The organism is Luteimonas sp. Soil_C_16 (assembly GCF_057657295.1).
Genome location: NZ_JBDGIS010000001.1, coordinates 22,743 through 41,636, shown reverse-complemented (window position 1 = coordinate 41,636; position 18,894 = coordinate 22,743). Strand labels below are relative to the sequence as shown.

Below are 18,894 nucleotides of genomic sequence, written 5' to 3'. Positions count from 1 at the left end.
ACTCAGTCCCGCCCGTCGTCGAACCTGTCCGGATCCCGCTTCCAGTCCGACAGGCGGGCGCGCAGGCGGACCATGGCCTGGCCGTGGATCTGCGACACGCGCGATTCGCTGACCGACAGCACGGCGCCGATCTCGCGCAGGTTGAGTTCCTGCTCGTAGTACAGCGACAGCACCAGCGCTTCGCGTTCGGGCAGGCCTTCGATGGCCTCGACCAGGGCGACGCGGAAGGCGTCGTCCTCGAACGCGCGTGCGGGGCTGGCCGAATCGCGGACCGCGAGACGGGCCTCGCCGTCGTGTTCTTCCAGGTGCGCGTCGAAGCTGGTCAGCTGGCCGCGCGCGGCGTCCTCGACCAGACGGTGGTACTCGTCGAGGGTGATCTCCATGTGCGCGGCGATCTGCGCCGGCACCGCGCTGCGGCCGGTCTCCTGCTCGACGCTGCGCACGGCGGCGATCATGTCGCGATAGCCGCGGTGCACCGAACGCGGCGTCCAGTCGCCGCGCCGCATCTCGTCGATCATCGCGCCGCGGATGCGGATCGATGCATAGGTCTCGAAGGTCGCGCCGGGATCGGACTGGTAGTTCCGCGCCGCGTCGATCAGGCCCAGCATGCCGGCCTGCACGAGGTCCTCGATCTCGACGCTGGGCGGCAGCCGCGCGGCGAGGTGGTGGGCGATGCGGCGCACCAGCTCGCCATGACGCTCGACGATGTCCGCCGGCGAACCGGTCTGGGTCGCGCGGTAGCAGGCGGTGGCGGTGGCGTTCATGCGGGCAGGCCTCCGGTGGACTGGGCGCCCGAGGCGACCAGCCGGTCGACGAAGAATTCGACATGGCCGCGCGCGACCGCCGGCGACTGCCAGCTGCGTGCGCGACGGGCGATCCCGCGATAGGCGACCGCCGACGGCGCCGACGGGAACGCATCGACGACGGCTTCCTGGCGCTGCACGGCGCGGCGCAGCCATTCGTCGCGCGGGATCGATCCCAGGTGGTTGAGGGTGACGTCGAGGAAACGCGCGGTCACCCGCTGCAGCTTCTCGAACAGCGCCGGGCCCTCGCTCGCGTCCTGCACCTGGTTGCACAGCACCTGCACGCGCTGCACGCCGCGGTCGCGGTTGAGCACCTTGATCAGCGCATAGGCGTCGGTGATCGATGCGGGTTCGTCGCAGACCACGACGATCACGTCCTGCGCGGCCTGGCAGAACGTCAGCACGCCATCGGCGATGCCGGCGGCGTTGTCGACGATCATCGTGTCGATCGAACGGTCGAGTTCGGAGAACGCGTGCACCAGGCCCACGTGTTCCTGCGGGGAGAGCTGCGCCATGTGCTGCTTGCCGGAGGCGGCCGGCACCACCATGAGCCCGTTCGGGCCTTCGAGGATGGTGTCGGCGAGCTCGCAGCGGCCGGCGAACACGTCGGCCAGGGTGAAGCGCGGCGACAGGCCCAGCATCACGTCGACGTTGGCCAGGCCCAGATCGGTGTCGAGCAGCAGCGTGCGCTGGCCGGCGTTGACCATCGCCGCGGCGAGGTTCACCGAAGTCGTGGTCTTGCCGACGCCGCCCTTGCCGCTGGCGACGGCGATCACGCGGGGTGCGGCGGTAGCGGGTGCGGCATCAGACGGCATGACGGGTCTCGAACGCATCGGTGGCGGCGGTGTCGGCGACGGGTGCGTGGCGGCCGGCAGCCATCGCCTGGGCGATGCGCAGGCGGTTCCCCGATTCGATGTCGGCATCGGCGTTCTGGCCGTCGGCGGTGTAGGCGATCGGCAGCCCGTTGCGCACGGTGACCGACAGCGCCGAACCCAGATAGCCGGTCTCGTCGAGCTTGGTCAGGATCAGGCCTTCCGGCGAGCACGGCCGGTAGCGGCGGATGACTTCGTGCATGTCCTGCGGATTGCCGTTGGCCGGCAGCACTAGCAGGCTGCGGACCTTGCGCGCAGTGCGCAGCCACAGGATCTGGTTGAACAGGGCGCGATCGTTGGGCGCGTAGCCGGTCGTGTCGACCAGCACCAGCGGATAGTCGGCCAGCTGGGTCAGCGCCTGCTGCAGGCTGGACATGCCGCGCGCTTCGCAAACGGTGATGCCGAGCTTGCGGCCGTGCGCCTGCAGCTGTTCGTGCGCGCCGGGGCGCTCGCAATCGGTGGTGATCAGGGCGACGTCGCGCGCCCGGTGGCGGGCGGCGAAACGCGCAGCCAGCTTGGCGGCGGTGGTGGTCTTGCCGGCGCCGGTCGGGCCGACGAGGGCGATCACGCCGCCGTCGTCGATCGGCTCGCAGGCGCTGACTTCGAGCGTGCGCGCGAGCGCGTCGAGCATCGGGCCCTGGATCGCATCGACCGGCAGCGCCGGATCGAGCTGAGCGGCGACCGACTGCGCCAGCGCGTCTTCGCAGCCGAAGGCACGCAGTGCATCGAACGCGGCGGCGCGCGCGGGCGAACCGCGCAGACGCTCGCGCTCGAACTGCGCCATCTGGGTTTCCATCAGCTGGCGCATGCGCGCCATCTCGTCGCGCATCGCGACGATCGCCGGGGCTTCGGGTTCCGGCGGCGGCACCAGCGACAGCGCCGGTGCGGCGGCGACCGCGGGGCGTGCGGCTTCGAACGCGGCTTCGACGGCGATCGGCGCTTCGACCGCCATCGGCTGCGGCGCCTGCGGCATGCGCGTGGTCAGCATCGCCGCGAACGACGGCGCCTCGTCGGCGATGAGCGCGTCGAGTGCATGCGTGTCGTCGGCGCGCAGCTCGGCGTTGGCTGCGGCGAAGGTCGCGCGCGCCGGCGAGGCCGGCTGCAGCGGCAGGCTGCGGGCGACCTGCGCCACGGCCGCGGCCGGGCGGATCGCCGAGGTGAGTTCGGCCAGCGTCGGACCGTCGCTGTCCTTGAGGCGGGCACGTGCGCGGTCGCGCAGCGCGGCGGTGTCGGCAGGCGCGGCGACGGGTGCGGCGATCGGTGCGGCGATCGGTGCGTCGACGGCGGCAGTCTGGCGGCCGTGTCCCAGCGCGGCGGCGAATGCGGCGGCGGGATCGACGATGGCGCGTTCGAACACGGTGCGCGCAGGCGCGGCCGCTTCGACGGGCGCTGCGGGCGGCGTCGGGATTCCGGCATCGGCGACCGGCGCCTCGTCGGCTTCGGCGGCGCGCAGCACGCGGGCCAGCGCGGCTTCGTCGTAGCCCAGGGAGGCGACCACCTCGATGCCCTCGGCGACGCCGCGGGTCGACAGGATCACCGCATCGGGGCCCAGCGCTTCGCGGATCTTCCGCAGCGCGGTGCGCATGTCCGGGGCGATGAAACTCTTGATCTTCATGGTCCTCTCCGCGGCTGCCGGATTTCCGGCGCGCCGACCGTGTCAGTGGCGGGCAATCGAACCGCGGGTCATCCCACGGCGCCGACCAGACGCAGACGTTTGTCTTCGGGAACCTCGGCGTAGGCGAGTACAGACAGCGACGGAACGCTGTGCCGCACCAGCCGCGCCACCGAGGCGCGGACTCCACCGGGAACGAGCAGCACGGCGGGTTCTCCGCGGCTCTCCTGGCGGGTGACGCACTCGCTCAAGTTCTGATGCAGACGCTCGGCGAGTCCCGGTTCGAGCGCTGCGCCCTGGCCGTTGACCGAGTCCTGCAATACCCGTTCCAGCTGCGGCGCCAGGGTGTAGACGGGGAACTCTTCGGCCATGCCGTTGAGTTCCTGCACGATGAAGCGGCCCAGCGCGACGCGCACCGCGGCCGTGAGCTGCGCCGGGTCCTGCGTGTGCACGCCGTGCTCGAGCAGGGTTTCGACGATCTGGCGGATCTGCCGCACCGGCACGCGATCGGCCAGCAGCGACTGCAGCACCTTCACCACCACCGACAGCGGCAGCAGCTTCGGCGTCAGGTCTTCGACGAGCTTCGGCGTCGCTTTCGACAGCGTCGACAGCAGCTGCTGCACTTCATCGTGGCCCAGCAGCTCGGCGCTGCGCTCGCGTACCAGATGCGAGAGATGGGTCGCGACGACCGTGGCCGCGTCGACGACGGTGTAGCCCAGCGATTCGGCATGCGCGCGCTGGCTCGGCAGAATCCACGTCGCGTCGAGACCGAAGGCCGGGTCTTTGCCGGGAATGCCGTCGAGCGGGCCGAACACGCGGCCCGGATCGAGCGCGAGTTCGCGATCGGGATGGATCTCGCCGCCGGCGACCGGCACACCGTGCACCATCACCCGGTACGCGCCCGGTGCGAGTTCGAGGTTGTCGCGCACGTGTACGGCGGGAATCAGGAAACCGATGTCCTGGGTGAGCTTGCGGCGCACGCCCTTCAGGCGCGCCAGCAGTTCGCCGCCCTGCGCCTTGTCGACCAGGGCGATCAGCTTGTAGCCGACTTCCAGCGCCAGCGGCTCGACCGGGCGGATCTCGTCCCAGCTCAGTTCGGCCAGCGGCGAGCTGGCGGCGGTCGCGGCGACGGCCTCGGCCTCGCGCTTGGCCTGCGCTTCGGCTTCGGGCGCGCCCCGGAGCTTCCACGCGACGAACCCGAGGATGCCGGCCAGGATCAGGAACGGCAGGTTCGGCATGCCCGGGATGATGCCGATCAGGCCCATCAGCACGGCCGCGACGGTGAGCGCGCGCTGGTGGCCGAAGACCTGCTTCGACACCGCCTCGCCCATCTCCTGCTCGCCGGTCGAGCGGGTGACGAGCATCGCGACCGCGGTGGCGACCAGCAGCGCCGGCAGCTGCGCGACCAGGCCGTCGCCGATGGTGAGCAGCGTGTAGGTGCGCATGGCTTCGCCGAAGCTCATGTCGTGCGAGAGCACGCCGATCAGCACGCCGCCGACCATGTTGATGACCAGGATCAGGATGCCGGCGATGGCATCGCCGCGGACGAACTTCGAGGCGCCGTCCATCGAGCCGTAGAAGTCGGCTTCGTCGCGGACTTCCTGACGGCGCAGCTTGGCTTCCTCGCGGGTCAGCACGCCGGCGTTGAGGTCGGCGTCGATCGCCATCTGCTTGCCGGGCAACGCGTCGAGGATGAAACGCGCCGAGACTTCCGAGATGCGGCCTGCGCCCTTGGTGACGACGACGAAGTTCACGATGGTCAGGATCGCGAACACGATGATGCCGACCGCGAAGCTGCCGCCGATGACGAAGTGGGCGAAGGACTCGATGACCTTGCCGGCCGCGCCCGGGCCTTCGTGGCCGTGCAGCAGCACCACGCGGGTGGAGGCGACGTTGAGCGCCAGCCGCAGCAGCGTGACCAGCAGCAGCACGCTCGGAAAGATCGAGAAGTCCAGCGGCTTGCGCACGTAGACCACGGCCAGCATCACCACCAGCGACAGCGCGATGTTGATGGTGAACAGCGCGTCCAGCACCGGCGGCGCCAGCGGAATGATGATCATCGCCAGCAGCGCCAGCACGACGACCGGCGCCGCGGCACCGGCCTTGATCGCGCCGAACGCGCCGCCGACGGAGACCCGTCCCGGTTGTGCGCTCATCGCGCCGGTCCGTTGACGCCGTTGCCGGCCGTCGGGTCGTAATCGACCGCGCCTTCGGGACCGGCGTCGAGCTCGGCCAGCGACGGCATCGGCCCACGGCCGGGCGCCCAGGCGCGGAGCTGGTACACGTAGGACAGCACTTGTGCGACGGCGGCGTAGAGCTTCACCGGGATTTCCTGATCGACCTGTGCCTGCCTGTACAAGGACCGTGCCAGCGGCGGTGCCTCGACGATCGCGATGCGGTGCTGGTCGGCGATCGCGCGGATCGCCAGCGCCAGTTCGTCGACGCCCTTGGCCACGACGACCGGTGCGCGCATGTCGCCGTCGGCCTTGTACTTCAGCGCGACCGCGTAGTGGGTCGGGTTGACCAGGATCACGTCGGCCTGCGGCACGGCGTCCATCATCCGCCCGCGCGACATCTGCGCCTGCACCTGGCGCACGCGCGCCTTGAGTTCGGGATTGCCTTCGCTTTCCTTGTACTCGTCGCGGATTTCCTGCTTGGTCATCTTCAACTTGTTGCGGTACTGGATGTGCTGCCAGGGCACGTCGATCAGCGCCAGCACGCCCAGCGCGCCGACCATCGCCAGCAGGGCGTTCATCGCGGTGTCGATACCGCCGGCGACCGACTGCTCCAGCGAGGCCAGCGGCATCGACAGCAGCGACGAGAACGCGTGGTAGACCATCAGCATGCCGACGCCGCCGATCAGGATCACACGCAGCAGCGAGCGCACGAGTTCGGCCGCGCCTTCCTTGCCGTAGATCCGGCCGAGGCCGGTCTTGGGATTGAGGCGCTTGAAGTCGGGCTGCAGTGACTGCCCGGCGAAGCGCAGGCTGCCCATCGCCGCCGGCGCGATCGCGCAGGCCAGCAGCGCGGCGACGAACAGCGGCGTCATCGCCAGCAGCAGCCGCCCGAACAGGCCGGCCGCGTGCGGCAGCAGACGATCCTGGGTGCCCAGCATCGACGCGTCGATGGTCAGCGCGCCGCGCATCCAGTCCATGCTGGTCGCGCCGATGCTGCCGGCGGTCGCCTTGAGCGCCAGCACCGCGCAGCCGAGCACGGCCACGTTGGCCAGCTCGCGCGAACGCGGCACGTTGCCTTTTTCCCGCGCTTCCTGAAGCCGTTTTTCGGTGGGAAGTTCGGTCTTGTCCTCCTGGTCCGTCTCGCTCATCGCCCGGGCCTCAGCCGATCAGCCCGCGCGCGGCGAGAAAGGCCTGGTCGAACAGCGCCTGCACCGGCGCCAGCAACTGGCGCATCAGCAGCATCAGCAGGATCAGCCCGGTCAGCAGCGACACCGGCAGACCGATCGCCATCGGATTGAGCTGCGCCGCCGCGCGCGACAGCACGCCGAACGCGATGTTGACCGACAGCAGCGCCATCACCACCGGCAAGGCCAGCAGCACCCCGGCGCGCAGCGCGGTCGCGAAGAACGCGGGCACCGCCGACAGCAGCGCCTGCAGATCAGGCAACGCCTGGCCGATCGGCAGGCTCGCGTAGCTGTCGTGCAGCAGCCCGATCAGCGCAAGATGCCCGTCGAGGGTGAAAAACAGCAGCGAGAAGACGAGAAAGAACCACTGAGACAGCACCGGCGACGACGCACCGCTGAGCGGGTCGGCCATGGTCGCGAACGACAGGCCCATGCCCTGCGACACCAGTTCACCGGCGAGCTGCCCGGCCTCGAAGGCCATGCGCAGCACCAGCCCGATCGCGATGCCGACCGTGAACTCGCGCAGCACGCCGAGCACCGTCGCCGAATCCACCGCCATCGGCGGCGGCGCCGGCAGCACCGTGCTCATCGTCGCCGCCAGCGCGATCACCAGGATCAGCCGCGCCCGCACCGGCATCGTCCGCCCGCCGATCGCCGGCAACACCTGCAACGCCGCGCCGATCCGGATCGCATGCCACAGCACTGCCGCGAGCATCGCGAACATGTCGACGCCGGTCGAGGTGGTGAGGGTGACGGTGTCCATTGCGGGGAGCTGCGGTCCGGATACGCGGCCTGAAGGCTGCGCGGGTGGGATGCAGGTTCTGTGCCGGGGGGCGCAGAGCGGGTTTTGCCGTCATCCCAGCGAAAGCTGGGATCCATTTTCGCGGACGGGTCGAAGATCAAAATGGGCCCCAGCTTGACCAGACATGCGTCTGTTGAAAGCCGCTGGGGCAACGATTCGTAGGATGGGTTGAGCGCAGCGAAACCCATCGTCGCCCTGTTGGAAATCAGAGGCTTACAGGGGCGTCCCAGAGCGTATTCCTGGAATGCGATACGATTTTCGATAGGGCGATAACGGGGGGGCGAGCACCAATGCGCAAAAAAAGAAATGCGCTTCGGCGGTCATTGCATGACGGGTCGGATCTGATGCTCTGGTCGGGTGGCATCTACCTCGCCCTTGCAATTGGGTTAGCGGTCGTGCACGTCGACGTCACCTCGTTTGTCGCCTCTGGACTGCTTCTTCCCGACAGTGCTTTTGCAGGGTTTCAAGTGAAGAATCCTGCGCTCGATTACCTGCCGAGCTTTTACTTCTGCATGTTGGTCCTGCTTCCGCTTGTATCCGGCGGCTTCGTTCTGCACGCGTATCGCCGGCGTTCATACCTCATGCGCACGGAATCGACAGGAAAGCTAGTTGCTTTAGCGGCAAGCGCCTTCGTAATGGCGGTCCTTCCGCCCCTCCTGCTGGCCTTCGGATACAGAGACGCCAGCGAACCGATCAGCCTGAAATCCCGCGGCTTAATCGCTCTGACCACCGCGAATGACGTGACCATTGGGATAGCGTTCTTTCTGCTCTTCGCATTTTCCGCGCTCATGGTGATGTGCACATGGATCTACGCGGCGAAGCTGGGGATGGAGCCAGTCTGGAAGCGAAAAGGCTTCCATGGATGGAATCCATAGCGCGGACTGTGAGTCTCGTCCGCATGGCAGGGCTCATCGCCAAGTCGCCTCAGGAAACGACGCGCGCTCGGCGGACGTCGAGTTCGCGGACTTGTTCCATCGCATGCGGGTGCACCGCAACGATGGGTGTCGCTGCGCTCTACCCGCCCTACGGGCGGGCACTGCCCTCACCCAATCAGATGCGGAATCCGATGGAACAGCTCGGTGGTGAACGCCACCATCCGCCCCAGCAGGAAATGCCCGACGAGCGCGAACGTCGCCACCAGCGTGATCGCCTTGAGCACGAACGCGATCGTCGGCTCGTTGATCTGCGTGGCGGCCTGCAGGATGCCGACGATCACGCCGATCGCCAGCACCGCGACCAGCGGCGGGCCGCCGAGGACCAGGGCCATCTGCATGCCGCGGGAGATTTCGGTGAGGGCGGTTTCCGGGGTCATGGCATCAGACCGCGTTGAAGCTGGCGGCGAGCGAGCCGACCACCAGCACCCAGCCGTCGACCAGCACGAACAACAGGATCTTGAACGGAGCGGAGATCAGCATCGGCGACATCATCATCATGCCCATCGACATCAGCACGCTGGCGACCACGAGATCGATGATCACGAACGGGATGAAGATCAGGAACGCGATCTCGAACGCGGTCTTGAGTTCGCTGGTCAGGAACGATGCGGCGAGTACACCGAAGGGGACGTCCTGCGGGCTCGCGTAGGGGCCGCTGTTGGACAGGCCGGCGAAGGTCATCAGATCGGTTTCGCGCACCTGCGCCAGCATGAAGCCGCGGAACGGGTCGCTGGCCGCGGCCCAGGCGCTGCGGAAATCCAGGGTGCCGTCGAGATAGGGCGCGATGCCCGCGCTCCACGCGGCGTCGAACACCGGCGTCATCACCATGAAGGTGAGGAACAGCGCCAGCGCCAGCAGCACCTGGTTGCTCGGCGTCTGGCCGGTGCCCAGTGCCTGCCGCAGCAGGCCCAGCACGATGATGATGCGGGTGAACGCGGTCATGCCCAGCAGCGCGGCCGGCAGCAGGGTGATGCCGGTCATCAGCGCCAGCACCTGCAGCGGCATGCTGACGGTTTCGCCGCCGACCTGGCCGACGGTCACCGCCGGCATCGACTGCGTGGCGAGATCGGCGAAGCCGGGCGCGCCGCTGTCGGGAATCGCGGGCGCGGCGATCGGTGCCGGCGTAGGCGACGGCGCGGTCTGCGCGAGCGCACCGCCGGCGAACGGCAGCAGCGCGGCGAGCAGGAGCGTGGCGATGCGGGCGCGGAACATGGAGCAGCTGGTCACGGCTTCTTCTTTCCGAACTGTTGGGCGAGCACCTGGGCGAAGACCGGCGTCGGCTTCGCTTCGGGCACCGGCAGGGGCATGTCGAGCGTGTGCAGCACACGGGTGCCGGTTGCGCCGGTGCCCACGAGCAGCTGCGTGTCGCCGACGGCGACCACCACCACGCGCTCGCGCGGGCCCAGCGACAGCGAACCGAGCACCTTGAGCGCCGGATTGCTGGCGCCGCCGATGCCCGGCATGCGCCGGGCGAACCAGCCCAGCGCCACGATCAGGCCCACGACCAGCACCAGTGCAAGGACCGCGCCACCGATGCTGCCGGCGCTGCTGGCTGGCGCGGCCGTCGTGGCGCTGCCGGGCAGCGCGACCTGCGCGGTCTTCTCGGTCGACGGACGGCCGAGCGGCTGCGCGACGGCGGGCGCGGCGGAGATCGCCTGTGCGCCGATCGCGGTCGCCGGCGCGGCAGGGCCGGGCATGTCGACGACGAAGGCATCGACGCCGAATGCGGTCGCGGGTGCTGCGGGCGTTTCGACGGCCGCATCGGCTGCGGACGCACCGCCGATCGCGACCGGTGCCTGCGCCGCGGCGAGCGTGGCGTGGGCGGCGAGGGCGCTGGTCATCGCGGTCACTTCAGGCGCTTGATGCGCTCGGCCGGACTGACCACGTCGGTCAGGCGCACGCCGAAGCGGTCGTTGACGACGACGACTTCGCCGTGCGCGATCAGCGTGCCGTTGACGTAGACGTCGAGCGGCTCACCGGCTGCGCGTTCCAGTTCGACCACGGCGCCCGGGGTGAGCTGCAGCAGGTTGCGGATCGGCATGCGGGTGCGGCCGACCTCGAGCGAAAGTTGCACCGGCACGTCGAGGATGACGTCGAGATTCAGATCGCCCGCGGGCGCGGCAGCGGCCTCGGCGGTCAGCGGATCGAACGCGGCGGTGGTGGCGGTGTCGGTGCTCATGGGGTCGCGGCCTGGAACTCGTGGGAATCGTTGGACGGGATCACCTGCGGAAACTTCAGCTGGGTGACCTTCAATGCGTTGAAGCCGTTGTGGGTGCCGAATTCGCCTTCGAACATCGGCGTCGACTCGACCTCCATCTGCACGGGGCGTGCCAGCTCGATCGGGATCACGTCGCCGACTTTCAGTCGCGAGAGTTCACGCAGGCTGATCTGGCGGTGCGCCAGCGACACGCTGCACTCCAGCGCCGCGGCTTCGACGCCCGCGCGCAGGTGCCGCGCCCAGGTCTCGTCGGAATCGCTGCGCTGGCGACGCGGACCGGTGGCCTCGAGGTGGTCGCGCAGCGGTTCGAGCATCTTGTAGGGCAGGGCGACGTGCAGATCGCCACCGCCGCCGTCGAGCGCGATGCTGAAACGGCTGATGACGATGTGGTCGCGCGGATCGATCAGTTCGACCTGCAGCGGATTGCTCTCGGTGGCGGTATGGGCGAATTCCAGCGCCTGCACGGGCAGCCAGGCGGTGGTCATGTCGGCGAACACCTGGCGCAGCATCAGCTGCACGATGCGCTGCTCGGTCGGGGTGAACTCGCGCTCGGCGACCTTGGCCGGGAAGCGCCCGCCGCCGCCGAAGAAGTTGTCGACCACGGTGAACACCAGCCGCGGTTCGAACACCACCAGCGCGTTGCCGCGCAGCGGCCGCGCCTGGATCACGTTGAGGTTCGCCGGCTGCGGCAGCGAGTGCATGTACTCGTCGAAGCGCACCACGTCGACGCCGCGGATCGTGAGTTCGCACGAGCGCCGCAGCAGGTTGAACAGGCCCACCTTGAAGGCCAGCGCGAAGCGCTCGTTGACCGCGTCCAGGCCCGGCAGGCGGCCCCGCACCACGCGGCCCTGGCGGGCGAAATCGTAGGGACGCACTTCGCCCGGCGCGGCCGGCGCATCCGTGCCCACCGCGCCGCTGTCGACGCCGTGCAGCAGCGCGTCGATCTCGTCCTGCGACAGCAGCTCGTTGCTCATCACTGCACGACCAGGCTGGTGAAGATGACGGCCTCGGCCTTGTCCGGCTGGCCTTCCTCGCGCAGCAGCTTGCGCACTTCGGCCAGGCCCTGCTCCTGCAGACGTTCCTTGCCGCTGCGCTGGCCGAGCTGCGCGGCGGTCTGCTGGCCGAACAGCAGCAGCAGACGGTTGCGGATCGCCGGCGCCTGCGCCTCGATGGCCGCGTGCGTCTTCGGATCGCGCGTCATCACCTGCACGTCGGCCTGCAGGAAGCGCGTGGCGTCGGCATCGGCGAGATTGACGACGAAGGAGGGATCGAGCGCGAAGTAGGTCGCCGCGGCCTTGGCCGGCGTCGCCGACGCGGCCGCCTCGCCTTCGGGCGCATGCGCCGGCGCGTTGTGCTGGGTCCACCACCAGCCACCGCCGGCGCCACCGGCCAGCAGCACCACCGCGCCGATGATCAGCGGCAGCTTGCTCTTCTTCTTGGGGGCGGACGGTTGGGCAGGGGCAGCGGACACGGGGCGACTCCGGGGATGGATACCCACCGGATGCAAGGCGTGTGCCGGGGTGTTGGCGATGGGGTGTCGAGGCCTGTGCCGGAAAGTCGACAGGAATGACGTCTGTCGCAGATCTCGCTCGGATCAGCGACCCGCGATCCGATTGATTGCCCCCATCCCCACCTTCCCCCGCAAGCGGGGGAAGGGTTGCCGTCTGCGAGCGCAGGAAACGCGAGCCCTCCCCAGCGATGCGGGGGAGGGTTGGGTGGGGGCAAATCGTCAGCCCGTGCGATCACGCATCGGGCGATACGTCTCAGGCGTACTCGTCCAGCAGCCCGCGATTCCGCAGCACCGGCGCAGGCGTCGATGTCGCGACGTTCGCGCTCGCACCCTCATCGCCGAAGCCACTACCGGCGACGCCCGAGGCACTCTGTCCCTGCGACTGCGGTGCGTTCTGCTGGCGCTGGCCGACATCGGCCTGGCCCAGCTGCAGGCCATGTTGACCGAGCATCTCGCGCAGTTTCGGCAGCGTGGCTTCCAGCGCGTGGCGCACATCGGCGTTGGCACTGGCGAATTCGGCCGACACGCGGGTGCCGTCGAGCTGGATCTTCAGATCGATGCGGCCCAGGTGTTCGGGATTGAGGCGGATTTCGGCATGGCCGAGTTTCTGCTCCGCGGCCCAGGCCACGCGGGCGCCGAGGGCGTCGTCGAAGCCGGCGTCGGGATCGGCGGGCATCTGCACCGGCGGCATCACCGTCGACGGCGCGCTCGGGCCGCGGGTGGACCCGTGCACGGCGAGCGGCACGCCGGGCGGCAGCAACTCGAGACCCTCGATCGCGACGGCGTCGTCGCGATCGACCTCCTGCGATGCGGCCAGCGCGATCTGCGCGGCCGTCGCAGCGGCGATCGGTGCAGCGACGGCCGCGGTCTCGGCCGTGCGCGGCATCGCCGGCAGTTCGGACACCAGCGACGCCAGGTCGATCGCAGCTGCGCCTGCGCCCGCATCGGGCATCGCGCCGGGCGCTGCGGTCGTGACCGGCATTGCCTGCGCGGGCAGCGAAACCAGCGCAGGCGCTGCGGGCGTGCGCATACCGGCGAGCAGATCGGCGGCGTCGGTTGCAGGCGTCGGCGCAGCGGGCGCGGTCGGCGGCGCAAGCCCCGACAGCAGCGCGAACATCTGTTGCGACAGCGCGTCGTCGGGCGATGCGGTGACGATGGTGTCGCGCTCGCCGGCGGCCGGCAGTGTCGGCAGCAGCGCGGCGGCGTCGGCGGGCAACGTGCGCAAAGCGGGATCGATCGCCGCGCCCTCCGGCGGCACGACCAGACGCGTATCGAGCCGCGCTTCGATCGGCGTCGCATGTCGCGTCGTCGGCATACCGGGTTGCATGAGCGGCGACGGGCCGCCGGCGGTCAGCATCGGGTTCATGGGGGCATTCGGGTCGACGGGAACGGGGCGCGTGGTCGGCGCATCACCGCCCATCTGCAGGGCGGCTGCGAGATCGGCCGCGACGCGTGCGAAATCGGTGCCGATCGCGTCCGGCGCGACGCTGGTACGTGCGGGCGTTGCAGTCGCGGCGGCCGCTGGCGTCGCGGCGAAGAGATGCAGGGGCGACGATCCGCTCATGCCACGTCCTCCGCGGTTGCGGCGTTGCGCGGACGGCGGCCGCCGATCTCGTCGAGTTCGCGCTGGGCCTTGGCCTGTTCGACCTTGGCTTCCTGCGCGCGGTAACTGTCGGCGAGCTTTTCCAGCACCAGCGTTTCGCGACTGGCGAGCATCAGGCGCGCGCGTTCGACGTCACTGACCTGGCGGCTGTGATCGACGATGCCGGCCTGCTGCACGACCGCGGCATTGAGGCGCTCGCGGAACGCCATGCGGTTGACCAGCAGCGCCGGCGAGATGCTGACCGAGCCGGGCGACGCGGCGTATTCGTCGGCGTAGCGGCGCAGCGCTTCGAGCCGGTCCTGCTGCTCGCGCACCACTTTCTCGCGCTCGGCGACGCGGCGCGCGGCCTCGTCCTGGCGCTGTTGCACCACCTTGATCAGCGGGTCGAGTCGTTGCGAACGCATGGTGATCAGGTCCCGTGGGTCGGGTTGAGCGGAAAGGGTTGACCGGCGGCGTCGTCGAGCAGGCGTGCGAGTGCGTCGCGGCTGGCCGGCACGTCGGCGGACTCGCGCACGTCCTGGCCGAGGAAATGCTGGATCGCGGGCCAGCGCTGCAGGGCTTCGTCGACGACCGGATCGCTGCCGCGCTGGTAGGCACCGATGGCGATCAGATCGCGCTGCGCGCCGTGCGCCGCCATCAGGCGCTTGAGCTTGCGGATGCGCTCGCGCCACGGTGCGTCGGTGATGTCCTGCATCACGCGGCTGACCGACTGTTCGATGTCGATCGCCGGGTACTGCCCGGACTCGGCGATGCGACGCGTCAGCACGATGTGGCCGTCGAGGATCGCGCGCGAGGCGTCGGCGATCGGCTCCTGCTGGTCGTCGCCTTCGGTGAGCACGGTGTAGAACGCGGTGATCGAGCCGTGCCCATCGGCGCCCATGCCGGCGCGTTCGACGAGGGCAGGCAATTTGGCGAACACGCTCGGCGGATAGCCGCGCGTGGTCGGCGGCTCGCCGACCGACAGGCCGATCTCACGCTGCGCCTGGGCGAATCGCGTCAGCGAATCCATCAGCAGCAGCACGTCGAGACCCTGGTCGCGATACCACTCGGCAATCGCGGTCGCGCGCAATGCGCCGTGCAGGCGCGCGAGCGGCGGCCGGTCGGCGGGTGCGGCGACGACGACGGCGCGGCGCAGACCTTCTTCGCCGAGTGTGGCTTCGACGAAATCGCGGACTTCGCGGCCACGTTCGCCGATCAGACCGACGACGATGACGTCGGCCTGGGTGAAGCGGGTCATCATGCCCAGCAGCGTGGATTTACCCACGCCGGAGCCGGCGAACAGGCCAACGCGCTGGCCGCGACCGATCGGCAGCATCGCGTTGATCGCGCGCACGCCGACGTCGAGCGATTCCTCGATCGGCTGGCGCGACAGCGGATTGATCGGCGTGCCGGCGAGCGGCACGTAGCTCTCGGCGCGGATCGGACCCTTGCCGTCCAGTGGTTCGCCGTCGTTGTCGATGACGCGGCCGAGCAGGCCTTCGCCGACCGCGACCTCGCCCTTGCGCCGCGTGCTGAGCACGCGCGCATTCGGCAGCAGGCCCTGCAGATCGCCGGTGGGCATCAGAAAGGTGCGGTCGCCGGAGAAACCGACGACTTCGGTATCGACCCAGCGGTCGCCGGACGTGGCGACGCGGCAGCGCGAACCCAGTGGCGCCGTGCAACCGGAGGCTTCGAGCGTCAGCCCGACCGCGCGACGCAGCACGCCTTCGCGCACCAGGCCGCGATGTTCGATATCGGGCGCCGCGCCGCGCAGGCGTTCGGCCAGACGCAGACTGCGCGCGCCATGCCAGCCGGCGAGCGTGTCGTCGTGCGCGGCGATCGCCGTCGCCTGCATCGCCGGGCTCATCATCATGGCGCGTCGCCTTCGTCGGCCTGCAGCGTGTCGAGCACCGCCTGCATGCGCGTGGCGACGGTGCCGTCGATGCGCACGCCTTCGCTGTGCAGACGCAGTTCGCCGCGGCCGAGCGACGGATCGGGCGTCACGCGCACGCCGGCGAGACCGGACAGATGCGGCGCGAGCACGTTGAAGTCATCGGGCTGCAGACGCAGTTCGATTTCGCGCGTGGCGCTGCCGACCGCGTCGAGCGCTTCGCGCACCAGATCGGCGAGCAGGGTGGGATCGGCGGCATAGGCGCGACCGACCAGCGCGCCGGCGATGCGCACGGCGAGATCCGACAGGGCGTCGGTGACTTCGCCGTCCAGCCGCGCGAGCGGACGGGTGAAGCCGTCGAGTACGCCCTGCAGCTGCGCGATGCGGCGCTGGATTTCCGCTTCGCCCGCAGCGAGACCGGCTGCATAACCGGCGGCGTGGCCGTCCTGCTGCGCGGCTTCGCGCAGCGCCTCGATCTCGGCGGCGGTCAGCGGGCGCGGCACGTCGGCGGCGCGCGGCACAGCGCGCGGCGCTTCGCCGAAACCCGGTGCGATCCAGCGCTCGGCGTTGTCCATGTTGATCGCGACGGCGTTCAGACGAAGTCCTCCGAACGGGTCTGCAGCGTGATGTCACCGGACTCGGCCATCTTGCGCACCTGCGCGAGGATTTCCTTCTGCGCGGCTTCCACTTCGGCCAGGCGCACCGGGCCGCGCGATTCCATGTCGTCGATCAGGATTTCGGCCGCGCGCTGCGACATGTTCCCGGTGACCTTGGTGCGCACGCGCGGATCGGCGCCGCGCAGCGCGAGCGCCAGCGTGTCGGAGGACACCTCGCGCAGGATCGCCTGCATCGTGCGGTCTTCCATCGTCGCCAGATTGTCGAAGGTGAACATCAGATCGCGGATCTCGTCGCCCAGCGCGCCGTCGGCCTCGCTGATCGACTGCAGCAGCGCTTCGTCGCTGCCTGCGTCCATGAAGTTGAGGATGCTGGCCGCGACCTTGGCGCCGCCGACGACCGCGGGCTTCGCGGTCTGGGTGCCGGAGAACTGCCGCGCCATCACGTCGTTGAGTTCGGTGAGTGCGTGCGCGGGAATGGTGTCGAGCGTGGCCACGCGCATCAGCACGTCGCCGCGCAGCGCTTCGGGCAGGCACTTGAGCACTTCGGCGCCCTGGTCGCCGTCGAGATGCGCGAGCACGATGGCGATGATCTGCGGATGCTCGTGACGCACGAGATCGGCGATCGCCTTGGGTTCCATCCACTTCAGCGCGTCGAGGCCGGGCGTGTTCTGGCCGGTCAGGATGCGGTCGATGACGCCGCTGGCGCGCTCTTCGCCGAGCGCCTGCATCAGCACCGCGCGCACGTATTCGTCGGCGCCGTCGCCGATCTTGGCAGGCTGGGTGATGACGTCGGCGAACTCGCCGATCACGCGCTCGACGGTGCGGTGCGAGATGTCGCCGACGGTCGCCATCGCCACGCCGAGTTTCTGCACGTCCTTGGCGTCCATGTGGCGCAGGACTTCGGCGGCCTGCGCCTCGCCCAGCGAGAGCAGCACGACGGCGGCGCGCTGGGTGCCGCTCAGGGAGTCGGGTGCATCAGCCATCGGAAGCCACCATCTCGCGCACGACCTGGGCCACGCGCTTGGGATCGGCGCTCGCCGCGTCGCGCGCGGTCTGCAGATTCTGGTCGAAGCCCGGCGCCGGCGGCAGCGCCGGCTTCGGGGAATAGGCGGGCGAGAGCTTGACCGGCACGTCGTCGTCGTCGTCGACGACTTCGGCGGTCACGGTGCCGAGGTTGTTGCTGCCGGCGACTGCGCCCGCGGGCACGAGTTCGTTGCCGGCCGCGCGTTGCCGCGTGCCGATCAGCTGGCGGAAGGCGGGACGCAGCACGAACACGATCACCAGCAGCACGGCGAGGCCGCCGAGCACCATGCGCGCGATCTGCAGCATCTGCGGGTCCTGCCAGATCGGTGGGCCGGCCGGCGTTTCGATCGTCTCGCGGGCGAACGGCGCGTTGACCACCGACACCGCGTCGCCGCGCTGCGCATCGAAGCCGATCGCCTGCTGCACCAGGGTTTCGATGCGGGTGATCTCGGCTTCGTTGAGCGGACGCGCTTCGCCGGCCGCACCGTCGGTGCCGGGTGCGCCGGCGACGTTGTCGACCAGCACCGCGGCGGTGACGCGACGGATGCGCGGCACGGCCTGGCGGGTATGGGTGAGCGTGCGGTCGATCTCGTAGTTGCGCGTCGAGCTGCGACTGCCGGGACCGGTGGCCGTCGTCTGCGCGGTCTGCGCCTGCGGGTTCGCCGGATCGGTGGTGTTGGCGGCGTTGGGCGTGTTGGCGACGGCGCCGGGCACGCCCTGCGCAGGCGCAGCCGCGCCGAGGTTGCCGCTTTCCGACAACTGCTCGCTGCGCACGATCGCCGCCTGCGGGCCGTAGGTTTCGCTGGCCTGCTCGGTGGTCGCGAAGTCCATGTCCACGCTGACCTTGGCGCTGACGCGGCCCGGGCCGGTCATCGGCGCCAGCAGTTCCTCGATGCGTTGCACGTACAGCGCTTCCTGGCGACGCTGCTGTTCGAACTGCTTGCCGGTGATCGCCTCGGCGCTGTCGGGATCCGGGCTCGAGAGCAGCCGGCCGAACTGGTCGACCACGGTCACGCGCTCGGGCGAGAGGTCCGGCACGCTGGACGCGACCAGGCGCTCGACCGCGTCGATCTGGCTCTGCTCCAGCGCCTGGCCCGAATGCAGCTGCAGCACGACCGATGCACTGGCCGGCTCGTTCTGGCGGGTGAAGGCGGACGGCTTGGGAATCGCGAGATGCACGCGCGCTTCGCGCACCGGGCGCAGGTTGGAAATGGTGCGTGCGAGTTCGATCTCCATCGCGTGCTGGTAGCGCGCGTTCTCGACGAACTGGCTGGTGCCGAAGCCCTGGTCGCCCTGCAGCGATTCGAAACCGGCCGGGCCGGCAGCCGTCAGTCCAGCCGAGGCCAGCGCCATGCGCGCGGCACCGGCCTGGTCGGCGGGCACCGACAGGCCGCCGGTCGCCGCGTCGAGACGCACCGGAATCTGCGCGCTGCGCAGCGTGTCGGCGGCCTGGCTGGTCGACTTGGCGTCGAGGCCGGCGGAGACCATCACGAAGTCCGGCTTCTGGGTCCAGACGAACAGCCACAGGCCCAGCGCGATGGTCGCCGCGACCAGCAGGAACAGACCCGCCTGGCGCACGACCGGAATGTCCTGGAAACGGCCGAGGTCGCGCAGTGCGGCAGCGGCCTTCGGAAGTCCTGAGTTGGGAACGGGGACGGCGCTCATGGG

At 69.8% G+C, this 18,894-nt stretch carries 19 protein-coding genes; 1 reads left to right on the top strand and 18 read right to left on the bottom strand.

Going from position 1 to position 18,894, the window contains the following annotated elements:
* Positions 1-2 precede the first annotated feature (2 nt).
* From AC3A5T_RS00215 to fliR, 6 genes are all read right to left on the bottom strand, one after another.
* On the bottom strand, positions 3-764 hold the full coding sequence (locus AC3A5T_RS00215) for an RNA polymerase sigma factor FliA (RefSeq protein WP_487626824.1): 762 nt from the start codon (positions 762-764) through the stop codon (positions 3-5).
* Positions 761-1,618, bottom strand: a complete 858-nt coding sequence (locus AC3A5T_RS00210) for a MinD/ParA family protein (protein ID WP_332079279.1) — start codon at positions 1,616-1,618, stop codon at positions 761-763. The genes AC3A5T_RS00215 and AC3A5T_RS00210 overlap by 4 nt, the downstream gene beginning before the upstream one ends.
* On the bottom strand, positions 1,608-3,290 hold the full coding sequence (gene flhF / locus AC3A5T_RS00205) for a flagellar biosynthesis GTPase FlhF (protein ID WP_487626823.1): 1,683 nt from the start codon (positions 3,288-3,290) through the stop codon (positions 1,608-1,610). Before flhF ends, AC3A5T_RS00210 begins: the two co-directional genes overlap by 11 nt.
* A gap of 68 nt (positions 3,291-3,358) precedes the next feature.
* Positions 3,359-5,443: a flagellar biosynthesis protein FlhA gene (gene flhA / locus AC3A5T_RS00200; protein WP_487626822.1), complete on the bottom strand. Its 2,085-nt coding sequence runs from the start codon at positions 5,441-5,443 to the stop codon at positions 3,359-3,361.
* Positions 5,440-6,612 carry a flagellar biosynthesis protein FlhB gene (flhB, locus tag AC3A5T_RS00195; protein ID WP_487626821.1) on the bottom strand — a complete coding sequence of 391 codons (1,173 nt, stop codon included), beginning with the start codon at positions 6,610-6,612 and terminating at the stop codon, positions 5,440-5,442. Before flhB ends, flhA begins: the two co-directional genes overlap by 4 nt.
* 10 nt (positions 6,613-6,622) lie before the next feature.
* On the bottom strand, positions 6,623-7,411 hold the full coding sequence (gene fliR / locus AC3A5T_RS00190) for a flagellar biosynthetic protein FliR (protein ID WP_487626820.1): 789 nt from the start codon (positions 7,409-7,411) through the stop codon (positions 6,623-6,625).
* Between the two features lie 383 nt (positions 7,412-7,794).
* On the opposite strand from fliR, the gene AC3A5T_RS00185 reads away from it, so the two are divergent.
* The gene (locus AC3A5T_RS00185) at positions 7,795-8,325 is read left to right on the top strand and encodes a hypothetical protein (protein WP_487626819.1); all 531 of its coding nucleotides are present in this window, start codon (positions 7,795-7,797) and stop codon (positions 8,323-8,325) included.
* A 167-nt stretch (positions 8,326-8,492) separates the two neighbouring features.
* On the opposite strand, the gene AC3A5T_RS00180 is transcribed toward AC3A5T_RS00185, so the two are convergent.
* From AC3A5T_RS00180 to fliF, 12 genes are all read right to left on the bottom strand, one after another.
* On the bottom strand, positions 8,493-8,762 hold the full coding sequence (locus tag AC3A5T_RS00180) for a flagellar biosynthetic protein FliQ (RefSeq protein ID WP_232134089.1): 270 nt from the start codon (positions 8,760-8,762) through the stop codon (positions 8,493-8,495).
* 4 nt (positions 8,763-8,766) lie between these two features.
* Positions 8,767-9,597, bottom strand: coding sequence for a flagellar type III secretion system pore protein FliP (gene fliP, locus AC3A5T_RS00175; RefSeq protein WP_487627418.1), 831 nt, complete (start codon positions 9,595-9,597; stop codon positions 8,767-8,769).
* Positions 9,598-9,608: 11 nt separating this feature from the next.
* A complete protein-coding gene (gene fliO / locus AC3A5T_RS00170; RefSeq protein WP_487626818.1) occupies positions 9,609-10,226 on the bottom strand; it encodes a flagellar biosynthetic protein FliO in 618 nt (205 codons plus the stop codon).
* Positions 10,227-10,231: 5 nt separating this feature from the next.
* A complete protein-coding gene (gene fliN / locus AC3A5T_RS00165) occupies positions 10,232-10,564 on the bottom strand; it encodes a flagellar motor switch protein FliN (protein ID WP_232134092.1) in 333 nt (110 codons plus the stop codon).
* Entirely contained in the window at positions 10,561-11,577 is a 1,017-nt protein-coding gene (fliM, locus tag AC3A5T_RS00160) for a flagellar motor switch protein FliM (RefSeq protein ID WP_425497271.1), read from the bottom strand. Before fliM ends, fliN begins: the two co-directional genes overlap by 4 nt.
* Positions 11,577-12,074, bottom strand: a complete 498-nt coding sequence (locus tag AC3A5T_RS00155; protein WP_487626817.1) for a flagellar basal body-associated FliL family protein — start codon at positions 12,072-12,074, stop codon at positions 11,577-11,579. The genes fliM and AC3A5T_RS00155 overlap by 1 nt, the downstream gene beginning before the upstream one ends.
* Before the next feature lie 292 nt (positions 12,075-12,366).
* Positions 12,367-13,677, bottom strand: a complete 1,311-nt coding sequence (locus tag AC3A5T_RS00150; protein WP_487626816.1) for a flagellar hook-length control protein FliK — start codon at positions 13,675-13,677, stop codon at positions 12,367-12,369.
* Positions 13,674-14,120, bottom strand: a complete 447-nt coding sequence (gene fliJ / locus AC3A5T_RS00145) for a flagellar export protein FliJ (RefSeq protein ID WP_232134097.1) — start codon at positions 14,118-14,120, stop codon at positions 13,674-13,676. Before fliJ ends, AC3A5T_RS00150 begins: the two co-directional genes overlap by 4 nt.
* A gap of 5 nt (positions 14,121-14,125) precedes the next feature.
* Positions 14,126-15,562, bottom strand: coding sequence for a flagellar protein export ATPase FliI (gene fliI / locus AC3A5T_RS00140; RefSeq protein WP_487627417.1), 1,437 nt, complete (start codon positions 15,560-15,562; stop codon positions 14,126-14,128).
* Between the two features lie 2 nt (positions 15,563-15,564).
* Positions 15,565-16,161, bottom strand: coding sequence for a FliH/SctL family protein (locus tag AC3A5T_RS00135; RefSeq protein ID WP_487626815.1), 597 nt, complete (start codon positions 16,159-16,161; stop codon positions 15,565-15,567).
* A 17-nt stretch (positions 16,162-16,178) separates the two neighbouring features.
* Positions 16,179-17,165, bottom strand: a complete 987-nt coding sequence (gene fliG / locus AC3A5T_RS00130; protein ID WP_332079704.1) for a flagellar motor switch protein FliG — start codon at positions 17,163-17,165, stop codon at positions 16,179-16,181.
* Between the two features lie 13 nt (positions 17,166-17,178).
* Positions 17,179-18,891, bottom strand: coding sequence for a flagellar basal-body MS-ring/collar protein FliF (gene fliF / locus AC3A5T_RS00125; protein ID WP_487626814.1), 1,713 nt, complete (start codon positions 18,889-18,891; stop codon positions 17,179-17,181).
* Positions 18,892-18,894 lie beyond the last annotated feature (3 nt).